Genomic DNA, 14,885 nt, shown 5'->3' with positions numbered 1-14,885 from the left:
CGAGGTTGCCCGCACTCCCTGATCGTATATGATTTGTGATATCTCCAAGGCAAGGATGCTCATGGCTTTCGAAGACGCGCTCAGCACGGGGCTCACGCGCCCGGGCAAGATCATCGCCGTGCACCTCAACTACCCGTCCCGCGCCGCGCAGCGCGGCCGCACCCCCGCCGCGCCGAGCTACTTCTTCAAGCCCGCGAGCTCGGTCGCCTCGAGCGGGGGCGGCATCGAACGCCCGCTCGGCACCGAGCTGCTCGCGTTCGAGGGCGAGGTCGCGCTCATCATCGGCTCCCCCGCACGTCGCGTGGCGCCTGAGCAGGCCTGGGCGCATGTCGCCGCGGTCACCGCGGCGAACGACTTCGGACTCTACGACCTGCGAGCCGCCGACAAGGGGTCGAATGTCCGCTCCAAGGGCGGCGACGGGTTCACGCCGCTCGGACCGGCCACGATCGCGGCGGACGCCATCGACCCCGCCGGGCTGCGGGTGCGTACCTGGGTCGACGGCGAGCTCGTGCAAGACGACACCACCGCCGACCTGCTGTTCCCCTTCGGCCAGCTCGTCGCCGACCTCTCCCAGCTCATGACCCTCGAACCGGGCGACGTCATCCTCACCGGTACGCCGGCCGGTTCTTCGGTCGTGGTGCCGGGTCAGGTCGTCGAGGTCGAGGTCGACGCACCGGATGCCCCGGGCGCGCCGTCGACCGGCCGGCTGGTCACGACCGTCGTCGAGGGCACCGAGCCGTTCGCCGACACCGGCACGACGCCCGCGGTCGACGATACGCAGCGGGTCGAGGCCTGGGGTTCCGAGACCGAGCTCGCGGCCGCGGTCGCCGACGGCCGAGCGGCGCCGCATGAGGCATCCGCCCAGCCCGCCGCATCCGCCCAGCCCGCCGCAGCGTTCGACCTGACCGACGACCTGCGCGAGCGCGTCGGCCGCGTCGCGGTCGCGACGCTCTCGGTCGCGCTGCGCAAGCGCGGCTACCATGACGTGTTCATCGAGGGCGTGGCCGCGCAGCGGCCGGGCACGAGACTCGTCGGCCGGGCGAAGACGCTGCGGTTCGTGCCGTTCCGCCCCGACCTGTTCGCGTCGCACGGCGGCGGGTTCAACGCGCAGAAACGCGCATTCGACACCGTCGAGCCGGGCGAGGTGCTCGTGATCGAGGCCCGCGGCGAGCGCGGCACCGGCACGGTCGGTGATGTGCTCGCGCTCCGCGCCAAGATGCGCGGCGCGGCGGGCGTCGTCACCGACGGCGGCGTGCGCGACTTCGACGCGGTCGCCGAGATCGGTCTGCCCGTGTTCTCGCAGGGCGCGCACCCGTCGGTCCTCGGCCGGCGCCACGTGCCGTGGGAGGTCGACGTGACGATCACCTGCGGCGGCGCCGCGGTGCAGCCGGGCGACGTCATCGTGGGCGACGGCGACGGCGCGATCGTGATCCCGCCCGCGCTGTTCGACGAGGTGCTCGCCGAGGCCGAGGCGCAGGAGGCGGAGGACGCGTGGGTCGCCGCGCAGGTCGCCGCGGGTGCCGCCGTCGACGGTCTGTTCCCGATGAACGCCGACTGGCGCGCGGCCTACCTCGCGGCCGGCACGGCCGGCACCGCCCGCGCCGAGGAGGCCGCGCGATGACCGAGAGCAAGGCGCAGCGCGCGTACGGCTTCGTCCGGGCCCGCATCGACGACGGCCGGTACGTGCCGGGGTTCCGGCTGGTGCTCGGCCAGATCGCGCGCGAGCTCGACATGTCCGTCGTCCCCGTACGCGAGGCGATCCGGCTGCTCGAAGCGGAGGGATTCGTGACCTTCGAGCGGAACGTGGGCGCGCAGGTCGCGCTCATCAAGGAGACCGAGTACCTGCACACCATGCAGACGCTCGCGCTCGTCGAGGGCTTCGCGACCTCGCTCTCGGCCCCCTACCTGACGTCGGAGCACGTCACGCGTGCCCGAGCGATCAACGAGCGGATGCGCCAGACGCTCGACGACTTCGACCCGCACCGTTTCACCGAGCTCAACCTCGAGTTCCACGCGGTGCTGTTCGAGGAGTGCCCGAACCCGCACGTGCTCGACCTCGTGCACCGCGGCTGGAACCGCATGAAGGTGCTGCGCGATTCGTCGTTCAGCTTCGTGCCCGGCCGCGCCCGTGAGTCCGTCGCCGAGCACGACCGCATCCTCGACCTGATCGAGCACGGCGCCGACCCCATCGAGCTCGAGCTGACCGCTCGCGGGCACCGCACTGCGACGCTCGACGCCATGCTCGCCTACCAGGCGTCGCACAAGCCACCCGCGGCGACGACGCCGTCCGCCGCGACCGCCGACCGCTGACCGGCGATCAGCACCGACCACTCCGAACCAGGGAGAACCGACGATGACCGACCACTTCGTACCCGAAGGCCTGCACGACCGCATCCGCCCCCACGGGATCAGGCACTATATCGACGGCGAGTTCGTCGACTCCATCGGCGGCGAGACGTTCGACGTGCTCGACCCCGTGACGAACGAACCCTACACGACGGCCGCAGCCGGCCAGCAGGCGGACGTCGACCGCGCCGTCGCGGCCGCGCGGCGCGCGTTCACCGACGGCCCGTGGCCGCGGCTGCTCCCCCGCCAGCGCTCGCGCGTGCTGCACCGCATCGCCGACCTCGTCGAGGAGCGCGACGCGACGCTCGCCGAGCTCGAGACGTTCGACACAGGCCTGCCGATCTCGCAGGCGCTCGGCCAGGCGCGCCGCGCGGCCGAGAACTTCCGGTTCTTCGCCGACCTGATCGTCGCGCAGCACGACGACGCGTTCAAGGTGCCAGGCCGCCAGCTGAATTACGTGAACCGCAAGCCCAAGGGCGTCGCGGGGCTCATCACGCCGTGGAACACGCCGTTCATGCTCGAGTCGTGGAAGCTCGCGCCCGCACTCGCGACCGGCAACACGGTCGTGCTGAAGCCCGCCGAGTTCACGCCGCTGTCGGCGTCGCTCTGGGCCGAGATCTTCCGCGAGGCCGGCGTGCCCGACGGCGTGTTCAACCTCGTCAACGGGCTCGGCGAGGAGGCGGGCGACGCGCTGGTGAAGCACCCGGATGTCCCGCTCATCTCGTTCACGGGCGAGAGCTCGACCGGCTCGCTGATCTTCGCGAACGCCGCACCGTATCTGAAGGGGCTCTCGATGGAGCTCGGCGGCAAGTCCCCCGCCGTGGTCTTCGCCGACGCCGACCTCGAGGCCGCGATCGACGCGACCATCTTCGGGGTGTTCTCGCTGAACGGCGAGCGTTGCACGGCCGGCAGCCGGATCCTCGTCGAACGCGCGATCTACGACGAGTTCGTTGAGCGCTACGCCGAACGCGCCCGCAACATCGTCGTCGGCGACCCGCACGACCCGAAGACCGAGGTCGGCGCGCTCGTCCACCCCGAGCACACCGCGAAGGTGCTGTCATACGTCGAACTGGGCAAGGCCGAGGGCCGGCTCGTCGCCGGAGGCGGACGGCCCGACGACCGGCCCGAGGGCAACTGGGTCGCGCCGACGGTCTTCGCGGATGTCTCGCCCGAGGCTCGCATCTTCCAGGAGGAGATCTTCGGCCCCGTCGTCGCGATCACGCCGTTCGACAGCGACGAGGAGGCGCTCGAGCTCGCCAACGGCGTGAAGTACGGCCTCGCCGCGTACATCTGGACGAACACCCTCAAGCGCGCGCACACGTTCGCACAGTCGGTCGACGCCGGCATGGTCTGGCTCAACTCGAACAACGTGCGCGACCCGCGCACGCCGTTCGGCGGGGTCAAGGCCTCCGGGCTCGGCCACGAGGGCGGCTACCGCTCGATCGACTTCTACACCGACCAGCAGGCCGTGCACATCACGCTCGACGAGGCGCACTCGCCGCGGTTCGGCCGCGGCTGAGGCATCCGCTCGTCAGGTCTCGACACGCGCCCTCTTCGGGCGGGCGCGGGTCGACCAACGAAACCATCGACAGCAAGGACGCTCATGATCACCGAACCCGTCGTCACCGACACCGACCCGATCCCCGCGCCCGCGAACGCGATCCCGACACCGACCGCCCCCGCACCCGACGTGGTGCGCTGCGCGTACATGGAGCTCGTCGTGACCGACCTCGCGGCCTCCCGTGAGTTCTACGTCGACGTGCTCGACCTCGTCGTGACCGAGGAGGACGAGGACACCGTCTATCTGCGCAGCTTCGAGGAGTTCATCCACCACAACCTCGTGCTGCGCCGGGGGCCGGTCGCGGCCGTCGCCGCGTTCTCGTACCGCGTGCGGACTCCGGAAGACCTCGACCGCGCGGTCGCGTTCTACACCGAGCTCGGCTGCCGCGTCGAGCGTCGCGCCGACGGGTTCGTGAAGGGCGTCGGCGACTCGGTGCGCGTCGAGGATCCGCTGGGGTTCCCGCTCGAGTTCTTCCACGAGGTCGCGCACGTCGAGCGCCTCGCCTGGCGATACGACCTGCAGACACCCGGATGTCTCGTGCGACTCGACCACTTCAACCAGGTGACCCCCGACGTGCCCCGCGCCGTCGCACACATGGAGGATCTCGGCTTCCGCGTCACCGAGGACATCCAGGACGCGGCCGGCACGACGTACGCCGCGTGGATGCGCCGGAAGCCCACCGTGCACGACACCGCGATGACCGGCGGCGACGGCCCGCGCATGCACCACGTCGCGTTCGCGACGCACGAGAAGCACAACATCATCGCGATCTGCGACAAGCTCGGCGCCCTGCGCCGGTCCGACGCGATCGAGCGCGGGCCGGGCCGCCACGGCGTCTCGAACGCGTTCTACCTCTACCTGCGCGACCCCGACGGGCACCGCGTCGAGATCTACACCCAGGACTACTGGACCGGCGACCCCGACAACCCCGTCGTGACGTGGGACGTGCACGACAACCAGCGTCGTGACTGGTGGGGCAACCCGGTCGTACCGTCCTGGTACACCGAGGCATCGCTCGTGCTCGACCTCGACGGGCGACCGAAGCCCGTCGTCGCGCGTACCGACGACTCCGAGATGGAGGTCACGATCGGCGCCGACGGATTCTCGTACACCCGGAAGGGCGACGAGGAGCACGGCTTCAAGCTCGGGCACACGCTGTAGCGCGGCGCCGGCACCCGGGTGGGGGCCGGCCCATCGCTTCTCAAATATGAGAAGAACGCGTACAATATGATGCGATTGTCTCGAATCGTGGATGCGGAGGTGGGACATGCAGCTGCAAGCCCCCTTCACGCTGTTCACGCCGACCGTCGACGCGGGCGTGCTGATGGTGCTCGCACAGTCCGAGTCGACATTCTCAGCAACCCAGGTGCAACGCCTCTCCCCCGTCGAGGTCTCGCCCGCGGGCGCGCGACGCGCGCTCGCGCGCTTGGTCGAGCAGGGCATCGTCGAGAGCGAACGACACGGCAACGCGTTCGTCTACCGCCTGAACCGCGACCACCTTGCCGCCCCGGCGGCGATCGCGCTCGCCCGCCTCCGACAGCAACTGTACGAACGGATCCGGTCCACCGTGGCGGAGTGGCCCGATCCCCCGATCTACGGCGCGGTGTTCGGATCCGCGGCTCGCGGCACGATGCAACCCGCAAGTGACATCGATCTCTTCCTCGTCCGCCCGCGGGCGGCAGGATCGGAAGACGACCGGTCCGAGTCGTCCTGGCCTGAGCTCGTCGCATCGCTGGAGCGCACCGTGACCGCGTGGACCGGCAACGACACACGCGTGGTGAGCTTCACCGCCGATGAGCTGACCGGTCCAAACCGCCCGACCGCCCTGCTCGAGGAGATCGATCGCGATGGCGTGCCGGTCGCCGGCGACGAGGGCTGGCTCCGCCGCCTGCTCCGAACCGCTGGGCGCCGCGAGTGATGCGGACGAACCTCGCGACGCCCGACGCCCAACGAGGCCGGCTCCGGAAGGCTCTGGCGTTTGCCGATGTCGCTGACATCACCTCAGAGTTCCTCTCCGACGACGGGGTCGCGGACGTGTTCGTATCGCTTGCCGTCCTCTCCGGCATCGCGGCAGCCGACGTCCTCTGCATGTCGCGGCTCGGCGAGTATGCACGTGGCCAGAGCCACGACGACGCCGTTCGCCTGCTCGCACGCGCAGACCCGAAACTCGCGAATCACCTACGGACGCTGCTGTCACTTAAGTCGAAAGCCGAGTATGCACCGCTCGCGGTGAGCGGCGACGACGTCACACGCGCGGGTCGAGCGATGAGCGCGCTGCTCGTTGCCGCCAGAGGCGGCTGAGCCCCGCGGCGACTCGAGCCCGCGGACACGGTGAGTGGTCAGTGTTCGTCGGCGGCGTGCCGGCCGTGCGTGTCGCGGGTCTCGCCGGAGCGCTCTCCGTGATCGGCGCGCGCGAACTTGCCCCGGCGCTCGGACGGATCGTGTGACGTCGGATGCGCTGCGCTCGACACGTAGTCGCCCACGCTCGACTCGTCGTCGGTCGCCCCGTCAGTGCGCGTGTACGCCCCCGGAACGCCCCGCACGTGCGGTGCTTCTCCGTCGACCTCGGTGTAGCCGCCTTCGAGCCGGTCCTCGTCTTCGTTCGAGGCCGCGGACGGCGTCGGTTCGCGTTCCTCGTCCGCCGGTGTGGTGTCAGCCATCTCTGCCCCCTCGCTCCTCATCGAACTTGGTGCGGGGCGCCGTCGTACGGGCGACGTCTCACTCTCGATGGTACGCCTGTGCGGCCGACGCGGCGGGCTCGGCCAGCAGCCCGGTCACCCCGGGATCGTCGCGCCCGGCAGCGCGAGCGCGTCGATCCACTCGACCAGCCTCGGCACGGCCCGGTACCCGACCGTGCCGTGGTCGATGTCGGGGTACTCGACGTACTCGACGGCGTTGCCGTTCGCGGCGAGGCCGTCGGCGTACGCCTTCGTCTCGGCGGGCGCGATGAGCTCGTCGGCGAGCCCCTGTGCGATGAACACGGGCAGGTCGGCCGGCACCGCGTCCGGCACGTTCTCGGCCAGCAAGGTCGCCCAGGGCTCGGTGGTGCGCGGGTCCGACGTCATGAACTGGCCGATCAGGGGCCGCGCGAGGTCGTGGATCTCGGACGCCTGCGTGGCGAGGCACAGCTCGTTCATCGCGGGCACCGCGGCGACGCCCGCGGGCGTGAGGATCGACTCCAGGGTCGCGTCGGGCGTCGACGGTCCGTAGACCTCGGCGTACGCGGCGAACGCGTACGCCCCGATGGTCACGCCTGAGATGTCGTCGAGGTGCGCGTCGAGGAGCTTCGGCAGGTCGGCGGCGGGTGCCGCGACCGCGACGCCGCGCACGGTCAGCTCGGGCGCGTAGGACGCCGCATCGGATGCCGCGAACAGCGCCGCCTGCCCGCCCTGCGAGTGGCCCCAGGTGAGGAGGTCGTCGCTCGCGGCCGTGTCGGGCAGCGCCTGGGCGGCGCGCACGGCGTCGAGCACCGCGGTCGCCGCGGTCGCCCCGACGAGGTACGAGTTCGGGCCGTCGACGCCCGAGCCGACGTAGTCGGTGGCCGCGACGACGAACCCGCGATCGAGCAGCTCGCTCAGGCCCTCCATGAGCAGGAACGGGTCATCCCATCGCGACGGTGCGCACTCGGGCGCGGTGCCGGTGGTGGGGTGGCCCCATGCGACGACCGGCCGGCCTCCGTCGGGCGCGGTGCCGGACGGCGCGACCACGAGCCCGGAAGCGACCACGGGTGCCCCGGCCTGGTCGGTCGTGCGATAGATCACGCGCCAGGCGGATGCCCCGTCGGGAGCCCCGGCGATCTCCTGTGAGCGCACGAGGCTGCCTGGGTCACCGGATGCCACGTCGTCGGGCAGCTCGTAGAACGCCTCGATGCTCGGCGCCTCGACCTCGTCCTCGACGAGCCGGTCGGCGAAGCTGCATCCGCCGAGCGCGACCGCGAGGCATCCGGCCATGATCGCGACGCCGACCCGCCGGCCGAGCCTCGGGTCTCGTTCGGACACAGCGCTCCCCTTTGCCGGTGTGGTGTCCACCTTCGCACACTCAGCGCCGACCCCTATCGAAAGGGAGCGGGCCACTCTTGCCGCAGAAGCCAGGAATGTCGAATACTAACCGGATGATATTCAATGCGGCGTCGGCCTGTAGGCCTGCCATCGCTGGTTCCGTACTACTCGCATTCGGCGCTATGACTCTCGCTCCGACAGCCTCTGCCAGCGAGCTGTCCATCAATGCCGCCTGCTCACTCACTCCCGCCAACTGCGTATTGGCCCTGGACCGTCCAGGCGAGGATCCGGCGGTCTATGCCGTACGCCAACTCTTGATCGCGGGAAACGAGGAACGTGCCCGCTGGTTTGCGGCCGAAAGGGCAGTCGCGTACGGGGACGACGCGACGCAAGAGGCGGTCGAAGCAGTACTCGCCACCTCGACCCGCTCCCGATTGGAGCAGCCCGCACCGAGCGAGGAGCTTGCGGCTCGTGACGGCGTCCTCACGAGCCCGTGGAGTTGGGAGCTGCACGAATCATATGACTACACGTATTGCATCCCGACTGGGTGCGACGAAGAGCCCGTGGGATCACTCCACGTCGATCTCGTACACGGCATCTTCTGGTATCCGGACACTTGGATCAGCGGTCGACTCAGCGTTGAGCGCGGTCCGCGCGTTCGCGTCATCGAAGCGCGATGCACGATCTTTCACGAGTTATGGCCGTTTGACCAAGCGGTGCACGAATTTCCCGCGTGTACCCATGCTCAATCACCCAGCTATGTGGCGGGAGTACAGATCAACGAGGGAGCCTTCGATTTCTTCAGCCGTGAGAAGGGCGACAAGTTCCATCTCGAGTCGGTGGTCCGCTGGCAGGTCGAGGGAGACGCCACCGGCAGCACGCTCGCGATACTCAAGAACAGCCATTCGTATCGCGTCTACGCGAGCGGGTGGGCCGAGTTCCTCGAGTAACTATCGACACACGTTCGGACCCGTGCGCCGCTCTCGACTCAGGCACTAGAAGCGTTCGCGCACACGTCGAAACGGGCGCGCTTCGCAAGTAGGTAGGCGGTCACGGAGCGACCGCCGAGAACTGCTTCCACCAGAGCCGGCTCGGCACCGGATTCGATGGAAATGCCCTCAGCCGAGAGACCTGCCTCAGCTGCGGCTTGGATTGCCGTCGTCAATGCGGCGGCATGCTCGAACGGCGACGGCGACGCTGACACCTGCAGCCAGGCGTCGATCAACTGACGACGCATCAGGTCGTCTGCAGGCCGAACCACGTATGCGAGTCGGTTCACTATCTCAATATAGCGCGGACCACCCGCGCCCACGCCGCCGGCATACCGTCGGCGGAAAAGGGAGAACCTCAGTCACAGCCTCCGGTGCAGACGAGGACGCCGGGGCCGACGTGTGCGTCGACCCCGGCGTCCGGGAATGCCCCGCGGCGGTCAGTTCGTGCACACCTCGCCGATGGCGACGAGCTCGGTCTGGGCATTCTGCATGGCGTCCATGTAGGCGTTCATGTCGATCGAGGCCGGGTCGGCGGCCGCGTCCTGCGCGAGGCCCACGAGCTCCTCGAAGGCGACGCCGGCCGCGTCGGCCTGCGCCTTGACCTCGGCGTTGCCGAGATCGGCCCGGGCCGCCGCGAACTCGTCGACGAACGTGTTGAGCTTCTCGATGGCGGCGTCGGGGTCGGCGCTCAGCTCGGTCATGCCGTCCTGCAGCGCACTGCTGGACTCGGTGATCGCGGCCTGCAGGTCGGTGCACGCCTCGGCGACCGTCTGGTCGGCGGGTGCGGCGTTCATGTCGCTCGAGTTCGTGTCGCCGGACTCGCCGGCGCCCTCGGAGGACGTGGAGTTCGCGGCGCACCCGGTGAGCAGAAGCCCGCCGATGGCGAGGGCGGCGAACGCGGAGACGTGGCGGCGTGAGGGCATGGAGAGGTTGCTCCTTGGGGCTGAGAAGTGGGTGACACAGCGATGCTGCGCCTCCAAGCTACCGAAAGGGACTTCGGATTCCGATTCGGAGCCGGGGGGTTGATTTCATCCCGCGCCTGGGTTCGTAGCCGAACGCGGGGCGGGCGCGGATCGGGCCGGGTCAGGCGAGGAAGTCGAGCGCCGCGGTCTTGAACTCGCGGCTCGTGAGCGTCGACACGTGGTCGCGGCCGGCGATGCGGACCACCTCGCTCCCCCGCGCGGCGGCGAACGCCTCGACCCCGTCGGGCACCCGATCGAGCTCACCGGCGACGAACCGCACCGGGAGCTCGACCGGGAGGCTGAGCGGCGTCCCCGCCACGCCCTCGACGCACGCGAGCAGCGCGCCGCGATCGGCGCCCGAGTCGAGCGCGGTGCGCAGCACCTGGGCGATGCGGGCGTCGGCGGGTGCCTCGTCGCGCAGAAGCAGCCCGCGCACCTGATCGAGGTCCCACGACGCGAACAGCTCGTTCGGCCCGGCTCCGCCGATCACGGCGCGCCGCAGCCGCTCGGGGGCGGCCGTCGCGAACGCCGACAGCACCCGGTTGCCCATCGAGTACGCCACGACGTCGACCCGCTCGATGGCCGCGCTGTCGAGGACGGCGACGAGGTCGTCGCCGAGCCGCTCAGGCCGGTAGGCGGATGCCTCGGACGGCTTGTCGCTCTCGCCGTGCCCACGCAGATCGACCGTGACCACGGTGCGGCCGGCCTGCGTGAGCGCACGCACCCACCCGGTGCCCTCCCAGGTCACCCGGGCCGTGGATGCGAAGCCGTGGACGAGCAGCACCGGCGGAGCGGCATCCGCTCGCCCCGAGGCATCCGCCCGACCCGAGGCATCCGCTGGCCCCGGGCCACCCGTCTCCGGCGACGCGGGCCCGTGCACGCGGTAGGCGATGAGCGTGCCGTCGGCGCTGTCGGCGTACAGGACGGGCGCCTCCGGCGCCCCGGCCCACCTCACGCCGGTGCTGCGCCGAGCGCCGACGACTCGGCGAGCACCGCGCCGGCGTGCGCGAGCTCGGCGAGCGCCGCCTCACTGCTCTCGGGCGCGACGCCCGCGATGAGGTCGGTGAAGATGCGCACGTGCCGTCCGTGTTCGACGGCGTCGAGCCCGCTCGCGCGGACGCAGTAGTCGGTCGCGATGCCGACGAGGTCGACCTCGGTCACACCGTGGTCGTCGAGGATCTGCGCGACGGTGCGGCCGTCGTCGGCGACGCCCTCGAAGGCCGAGTAGGCGGCCTCGCCCTGTCCTTTGCGGATGTGCACGTCGACGCCCGAATGGTCGAAGTCGGGGTGGTATTCGGCGCCGCGCGTGCCCGCGACGCAGTGGTCGGGCCAGGTCTCGACGAAGTCGGGGTCCGTGTCCTCGCCCGCGAAGTGGCCGCCGTTGTCGTTGTCGGCGTCGTGCCAGTCGCGTGACGCGATGACGACGCCGTACTCGCCGCGGTGCGCCGCGAGCAGGTCGGAGACCCCACGCGCGACGGCGTCGCCGCCCACGACGCCGAGCGCTCCGCCCTCGGTGAAGTCGTTCTGCACGTCCACGATCATGAGCGCCCGAGTCATGCTGATCATCCTTCCCTCACTCCCATTCTGGTCGCTATTGAGCGCGCCGGGGGCAGATCGCCCGCGTCTGAGACGGATGCCCGACGAGATGACGCGGTCCCGACGCGGTCCGGGTGACGGATGCCTCGTGGCCGCGTCAGCCGTTGCCGAGGTTGTCGCCGCAGAGGTAGAACCCGGTCGTCAGGGTGTCGATCGCTTGCTTCGCCTCGTCGGTCACGTCGCCGAGCGCGTAGATCGCGAAGGTGAGCGTCGCCCCGTCCTGCGCACGGACGACCCCGGAGAGGGTGTAGCCCGTCTCGATCCAGCCGGTCTTGGCCGACACGGCACCATCGGCGACCGCGTTGTCGCCCGCGAACCGGTCGCTGTACGAGAGCGAGCCCCGCTGACCCGAGACCGGCAGCCCGTCCATGAGCACGCCGAGGTCGCCCTCGCGGGCGTTGATCTTCACGAAGAGGCGGGTCAGGTAGGACGGCGGGACCGCGTTGAAGTCGGACAGGCCGGACCCATCGACGACGTGGACGCCGGTCGTGTCGACGCCGTACGCCGCGAGGCCCTGCAGCACGCCCGCGTTGATCGCGTCGAACGAGCTGCCGGCGCCGGTCTGGATGGCCACGAGTCGCGCGAGCATCTCGGCGACGGTGTTGTCGGAGACGACGAGCGCCTTGTCGACGAGCTGCGCGACGGTCGGCGAGGCGACCTGACCGAGCTGCTGGGCTCCAGCGGGGGCGGTGCCGCGCTCGACGACCGAGATCCCGCCGAGCTCGTTCGCAAACGCGTCCCCCGCGCGGCCGATCGGGTCGGTGCTGCGCGCCGAGGTGTTCGCGCCAGGGTCGTCGCGGTCGCCGTCGACCTGCAGCGCCGTGATCGGCGACATGTAGCCGAGGTCGCGTTCGACCGTGTCCCAGCTGTCGTGCCATTCGGGTCCGCTGAAGGCGCTCGCATCGAGGATCAGCTTCGTGAGCGGCGGGTTCGCGGGGTCCGCTTCCCAGGCCGCACGCACCTGCGCGGCCAGGTCGTCGAGGTGCGCGGCCCCCGGGTAGACGGTCTCGGTTCCGCTCGGCGTGCGCGACAGCGTGACGTCGCCGCCGCCGACGAGCACGACCGAGCCGGGCTCGGCGCCTTTCACGACCGTGGTCGTCGTGCGGAACTCGGGCCCCAGCACCGAGAGCGCGGCGGCCGCGGTGAGCACCTTCATGACGCTCGCGGTGCGCGAGGCCGTCGTGCCGCCCCGGTCGTAGAGCACCTCGCCCGTCGCGGCGTTCATGACCTGTGCCTGCAGGCTCGCCAGCCGCGGGTCAGCGGCCCGGTCGGCGACCGAGCAGGTGCGGATGCGGCTCGCCGCCACCTCGGCCGCGGGCGCGGGGCGAGCCGGCCGGGCGGTGGGCGTCGGCGCGGGGGTCGTGGCCACGGTCACGGTGTCGCTCGCGCTAGGCGCCGCGGTCCAGGTGCCCGCGAAGACGGCTCCGGTGCCGAGCAGCACCAGCGCGAGGCTCGCGCCGACGATGGCGAGCGGCAGCCGATGCCGGCGCGCGGTGCCGGTCACCCGGGAGACGAATGTGCCGGCCTGCGTCGCGTGAGCAGCCCGGTCCTTCGGCGTCGCCTCGCCGCTCCCCTCACCCTGCATCACCTGGGCATTGTACGAGCCGATCTTGGACGAGCGCCGGGCACCGCCTGCTGACTCGCCTGGTGACTCGTTCGGTGACGCCCGGGGCCACTCGCCGGTCACTCCCCGGGGTAGCGGAGTCCGATCTGCTCGCGGATAGCGTCCAGCGTGCCCATGATGCCGACGGTCTCCTCGATCGGCAGGATGTCGCCCGCGAGGTTGCCCTCGGCGACGAGGCGTTCGAGCGCTGCGGCCTGGAACTGCATGCCGCGGCCATTGACCTCCGAGCGGTACTCCTCGAGCACGCTGCCGTCGTACGACACCACGCGGAACGTCGTCGGCGTGTACCAGACGTCGTCGATGTCGATGCGGGCCTCGGTGCCGACGATGGTGGCGGTGTCGTGACCGCGGGCGTCGCTCGCGGAGAGCGTCAGCGCGATGCGCGACCCCTCGTAGCCGAAGATCGTCGCGATCTGCGCGTCGGCGCCGGTCGGTTTGAACGTCGCCGTCGCCTGGATGGTCGAGGGCTTGCCGAACAGGTCCCACGCGAACGAGATCGGGTAGATGCCGAGGTCGAGCAGCGCGCCGCCACCGAGCTCGAGCGCGTTGAGCCGGTGCGAGGGGTCGTCGGGCAGCTTCTGCGTGTGGTCCGCGATCAACGTACGCAGCTCGCCGAGCGTGCCCTCGGCGATGATCTCGCGGATGCGGACCATGTGCGGCAGATACCGCGTCCACATCGCCTCGAGCACCAGCAGGCCTTTCGAGGCGGCGAGGTCGGCGACGCGGCGCGCCTCGGCCTCGTTCAGGCTGAACGCCTTCTCGACGAGCACGTGCTTGCCGCCCTCGAGCGCGAGCGTCGCACCCTCGGCGTGGAACGGGTGCGGGGTCGACACGTAGATCACGTCGATCTCGGGGTCCGCGGCGAGCTGCTCGTAGCTGCCGTACGCCGTCGGGATGTCGAACTCGGCCGCGAACGCGTCGGCCGAGCCCTGGGTGCGCGAACCGACCGCCCGGACGTCGAACCCGTTGAGCTTGAGGTCGCTCGTGAACGCGTGGGCGATGCCGCCCGTGGCCAGGATGCCCCAGCGCAGTCGATCCGTCATACGGGCCAGCCTAGGGCCCGCGGGCGCCCGTGCGCCTCGCGTCACGCATACGAATCCTGCTCGTCGGAGGTGCAGTGCACGTCGACGCGGTACGTCGCAGACTCGCCCGCGCGGTCCCACGTGATGCGGTTGCGTTCGGCCGGCCCGATGCCGGTCACGGTCGCGTCCTCGAGCCTCGTGAGAACGGAGCGGATGTCCACCGCGAGCTCACCGGATCGCCCACCGTCGACCAGCACCTCGACGCCCGGCGTCAGGAGCCACGGCCGGCCGCCGTACAGCTCGTTGAACACGTACGGGTGGCTGCCGGGGCAGCGCACCTCATCGACGTACTGCGTCTCACCGGGCGCGATCGACCGCCACTCCCCCTCGATCCTGATGCGTTCAGGATCGCCGCCCTCCGCGGCCGCCGCAGCCGGCGCGCCCGCCAGCGTCGCCGCCGCAGCGGCCGTCGTCATCAGCGCGCCGACCGCGGCCGGGCGTCGAATGCTCTTCATCAACAGGTCCTCTCCGAGACGGGCCCAGCGCCCGCGCGAAAAAATGTAGCCCCGCTGCTCGCGCCGAGACGAGGTCTTCTCAGAGTGGTGGATCGCCGAACGCCGGCCCGCCCTGGGGAGGACGCGTCAGTGACACCCGGAACGACGAAAGCCCCTCCGGAAGGAAGGGCTTTCGTGATGGAGCCGCCTGTCGGAATCGAACCGACGACCTATTCATTACGAGTGAATCGCTCTGCCGACTGAGCTAAGGCGGCGTGGCCCGGACCCCG

Annotated in this window: 16 protein-coding genes and 1 tRNA gene; 7 read left to right on the top strand and 10 right to left on the bottom strand. The window is 70.6% G+C overall.

The genetic code is table 11. The features are described 5' to 3' along the window. The first annotated feature begins 55 nt into the window (after positions 1-55). The 6 genes from RH864_RS10605 to RH864_RS10580 all read left to right on the top strand — a co-directional run bounded on the left by RH864_RS10605 (position 56) and on the right by RH864_RS10580 (position 6,208). A complete protein-coding gene (locus RH864_RS10605) occupies positions 56-1,621 on the top strand; it encodes a fumarylacetoacetate hydrolase family protein (protein WP_396129963.1) in 1,566 nt (521 codons plus the stop codon). Further along, entirely contained in the window at positions 1,618-2,310 is a 693-nt protein-coding gene (locus RH864_RS10600) for a GntR family transcriptional regulator (protein ID WP_310517518.1), read from the top strand. The genes RH864_RS10605 and RH864_RS10600 overlap by 4 nt, the downstream gene beginning before the upstream one ends. Before the next feature lie 43 nt (positions 2,311-2,353). Then, positions 2,354-3,865, top strand: a complete 1,512-nt coding sequence (hpaE, locus tag RH864_RS10595) for a 5-carboxymethyl-2-hydroxymuconate semialdehyde dehydrogenase (RefSeq protein ID WP_310517517.1) — start codon at positions 2,354-2,356, stop codon at positions 3,863-3,865. Between the two features lie 84 nt (positions 3,866-3,949). After that, a complete protein-coding gene (hpaD, locus tag RH864_RS10590) occupies positions 3,950-5,068 on the top strand; it encodes a 3,4-dihydroxyphenylacetate 2,3-dioxygenase (protein ID WP_310517516.1) in 1,119 nt (372 codons plus the stop codon). Positions 5,069-5,174: 106 nt separating this feature from the next. After that, complete coding sequence (locus RH864_RS10585) at positions 5,175-5,825, top strand: nucleotidyltransferase domain-containing protein (protein WP_310517515.1); 651 nt, start codon at positions 5,175-5,177, stop codon at positions 5,823-5,825. Then, positions 5,822-6,208 (top strand): hypothetical protein, encoded by a 387-nt coding sequence (locus RH864_RS10580; protein WP_310517514.1) that lies wholly within the window; start codon positions 5,822-5,824, stop codon positions 6,206-6,208. The genes RH864_RS10585 and RH864_RS10580 overlap by 4 nt, the downstream gene beginning before the upstream one ends. Positions 6,209-6,246: 38 nt before the next feature. Here RH864_RS10580 and RH864_RS10575 read toward each other — a convergent pair whose 3' ends face one another. Then, positions 6,247-6,567 (bottom strand): hypothetical protein, encoded by a 321-nt coding sequence (locus RH864_RS10575; protein ID WP_310517513.1) that lies wholly within the window; start codon positions 6,565-6,567, stop codon positions 6,247-6,249. A gap of 114 nt (positions 6,568-6,681) precedes the next feature. Then, positions 6,682-7,905, bottom strand: coding sequence for a lipase family protein (locus tag RH864_RS10570; RefSeq protein ID WP_310517512.1), 1,224 nt, complete (start codon positions 7,903-7,905; stop codon positions 6,682-6,684). A 182-nt stretch (positions 7,906-8,087) separates the two neighbouring features. Between RH864_RS10570 and RH864_RS10565 the strand changes: the two genes are divergently transcribed. After that, complete coding sequence (locus tag RH864_RS10565; protein WP_310517511.1) at positions 8,088-8,855, top strand: hypothetical protein; 768 nt, start codon at positions 8,088-8,090, stop codon at positions 8,853-8,855. Between the two features lie 38 nt (positions 8,856-8,893). On the opposite strand, the gene RH864_RS10560 is transcribed toward RH864_RS10565, so the two are convergent. From RH864_RS10560 to RH864_RS10525, 8 genes are all read right to left on the bottom strand, one after another. Beyond that, the gene (locus RH864_RS10560; protein WP_310517510.1) at positions 8,894-9,184 is read right to left on the bottom strand and encodes a hypothetical protein; all 291 of its coding nucleotides are present in this window, start codon (positions 9,182-9,184) and stop codon (positions 8,894-8,896) included. Between the two features lie 150 nt (positions 9,185-9,334). Then, a complete protein-coding gene (locus RH864_RS10555; RefSeq protein WP_310517509.1) occupies positions 9,335-9,820 on the bottom strand; it encodes a hypothetical protein in 486 nt (161 codons plus the stop codon). Positions 9,821-9,980: 160 nt separating this feature from the next. Beyond that, complete coding sequence (locus RH864_RS10550) at positions 9,981-10,814, bottom strand: alpha/beta fold hydrolase (protein ID WP_310517508.1); 834 nt, start codon at positions 10,812-10,814, stop codon at positions 9,981-9,983. Continuing rightward, the gene (locus RH864_RS10545; RefSeq protein ID WP_310517507.1) at positions 10,811-11,416 is read right to left on the bottom strand and encodes an isochorismatase family protein; all 606 of its coding nucleotides are present in this window, start codon (positions 11,414-11,416) and stop codon (positions 10,811-10,813) included. Before RH864_RS10545 ends, RH864_RS10550 begins: the two co-directional genes overlap by 4 nt. Positions 11,417-11,552: 136 nt before the next feature. Continuing rightward, entirely contained in the window at positions 11,553-13,040 is a 1,488-nt protein-coding gene (locus RH864_RS10540) for a D-alanyl-D-alanine carboxypeptidase/D-alanyl-D-alanine-endopeptidase (protein WP_310517648.1), read from the bottom strand. A gap of 98 nt (positions 13,041-13,138) precedes the next feature. After that, a complete protein-coding gene (locus tag RH864_RS10535) occupies positions 13,139-14,122 on the bottom strand; it encodes a Gfo/Idh/MocA family protein (RefSeq protein ID WP_310517506.1) in 984 nt (327 codons plus the stop codon). 41 nt (positions 14,123-14,163) lie between these two features. After that, complete coding sequence (locus RH864_RS10530) at positions 14,164-14,616, bottom strand: hypothetical protein (RefSeq protein ID WP_310517505.1); 453 nt, start codon at positions 14,614-14,616, stop codon at positions 14,164-14,166. A gap of 178 nt (positions 14,617-14,794) precedes the next feature. Continuing rightward, positions 14,795-14,870 (bottom strand) — tRNA-Thr (locus RH864_RS10525). Positions 14,871-14,885 lie beyond the last annotated feature (15 nt).

Origin of the sequence: Agromyces aerolatus, from assembly GCF_031432255.1 — a bacterium.
In the GTDB taxonomy this organism is placed as follows: Bacteria; Actinomycetota; Actinomycetes; order Actinomycetales; family Microbacteriaceae; genus Agromyces.
The sequence above is the reverse complement of the archived record's forward strand: the minus strand, read 5'-3'. Positions and strand labels throughout refer to the sequence as shown.

What these genes read in the sequence shown, in the direction of transcription:
- RH864_RS10555 (WP_310517509.1), bottom strand. Translation starts at nt 9,820, where the DNA reads ATGCCCTCACGCCGCCACGTCTCCGCGTTCGCCGCCCTCGCCATCGGC.
- RH864_RS10575 (WP_310517513.1), bottom strand. Translation starts at nt 6,567, where the DNA reads ATGGCTGACACCACACCGGCGGACGAGGAACGCGAACCGACGCCGTCC.
- RH864_RS10600 (WP_310517518.1), top strand. Translation starts at nt 1,618, where the DNA reads ATGACCGAGAGCAAGGCGCAGCGCGCGTACGGCTTCGTCCGGGCCCGC.
- RH864_RS10565 (WP_310517511.1), top strand. Translation starts at nt 8,088, where the DNA reads ATGACTCTCGCTCCGACAGCCTCTGCCAGCGAGCTGTCCATCAATGCC.
- RH864_RS10585 (WP_310517515.1), top strand. Translation starts at nt 5,175, where the DNA reads ATGCAGCTGCAAGCCCCCTTCACGCTGTTCACGCCGACCGTCGACGCG.
- RH864_RS10530 (WP_310517505.1), bottom strand. Translation starts at nt 14,616, where the DNA reads ATGAAGAGCATTCGACGCCCGGCCGCGGTCGGCGCGCTGATGACGACG.
- RH864_RS10540 (WP_310517648.1), bottom strand. Translation starts at nt 13,040, where the DNA reads ATGCAGGGTGAGGGGAGCGGCGAGGCGACGCCGAAGGACCGGGCTGCT.
- hpaE (WP_310517517.1), top strand. Translation starts at nt 2,354, where the DNA reads ATGACCGACCACTTCGTACCCGAAGGCCTGCACGACCGCATCCGCCCC.
- hpaD (WP_310517516.1), top strand. Translation starts at nt 3,950, where the DNA reads ATGATCACCGAACCCGTCGTCACCGACACCGACCCGATCCCCGCGCCC.
- RH864_RS10605 (WP_396129963.1), top strand. Translation starts at nt 56, where the DNA reads ATGCTCATGGCTTTCGAAGACGCGCTCAGCACGGGGCTCACGCGCCCG.
- RH864_RS10535 (WP_310517506.1), bottom strand. Translation starts at nt 14,122, where the DNA reads ATGACGGATCGACTGCGCTGGGGCATCCTGGCCACGGGCGGCATCGCC.
- RH864_RS10545 (WP_310517507.1), bottom strand. Translation starts at nt 11,416, where the DNA reads ATGACTCGGGCGCTCATGATCGTGGACGTGCAGAACGACTTCACCGAG.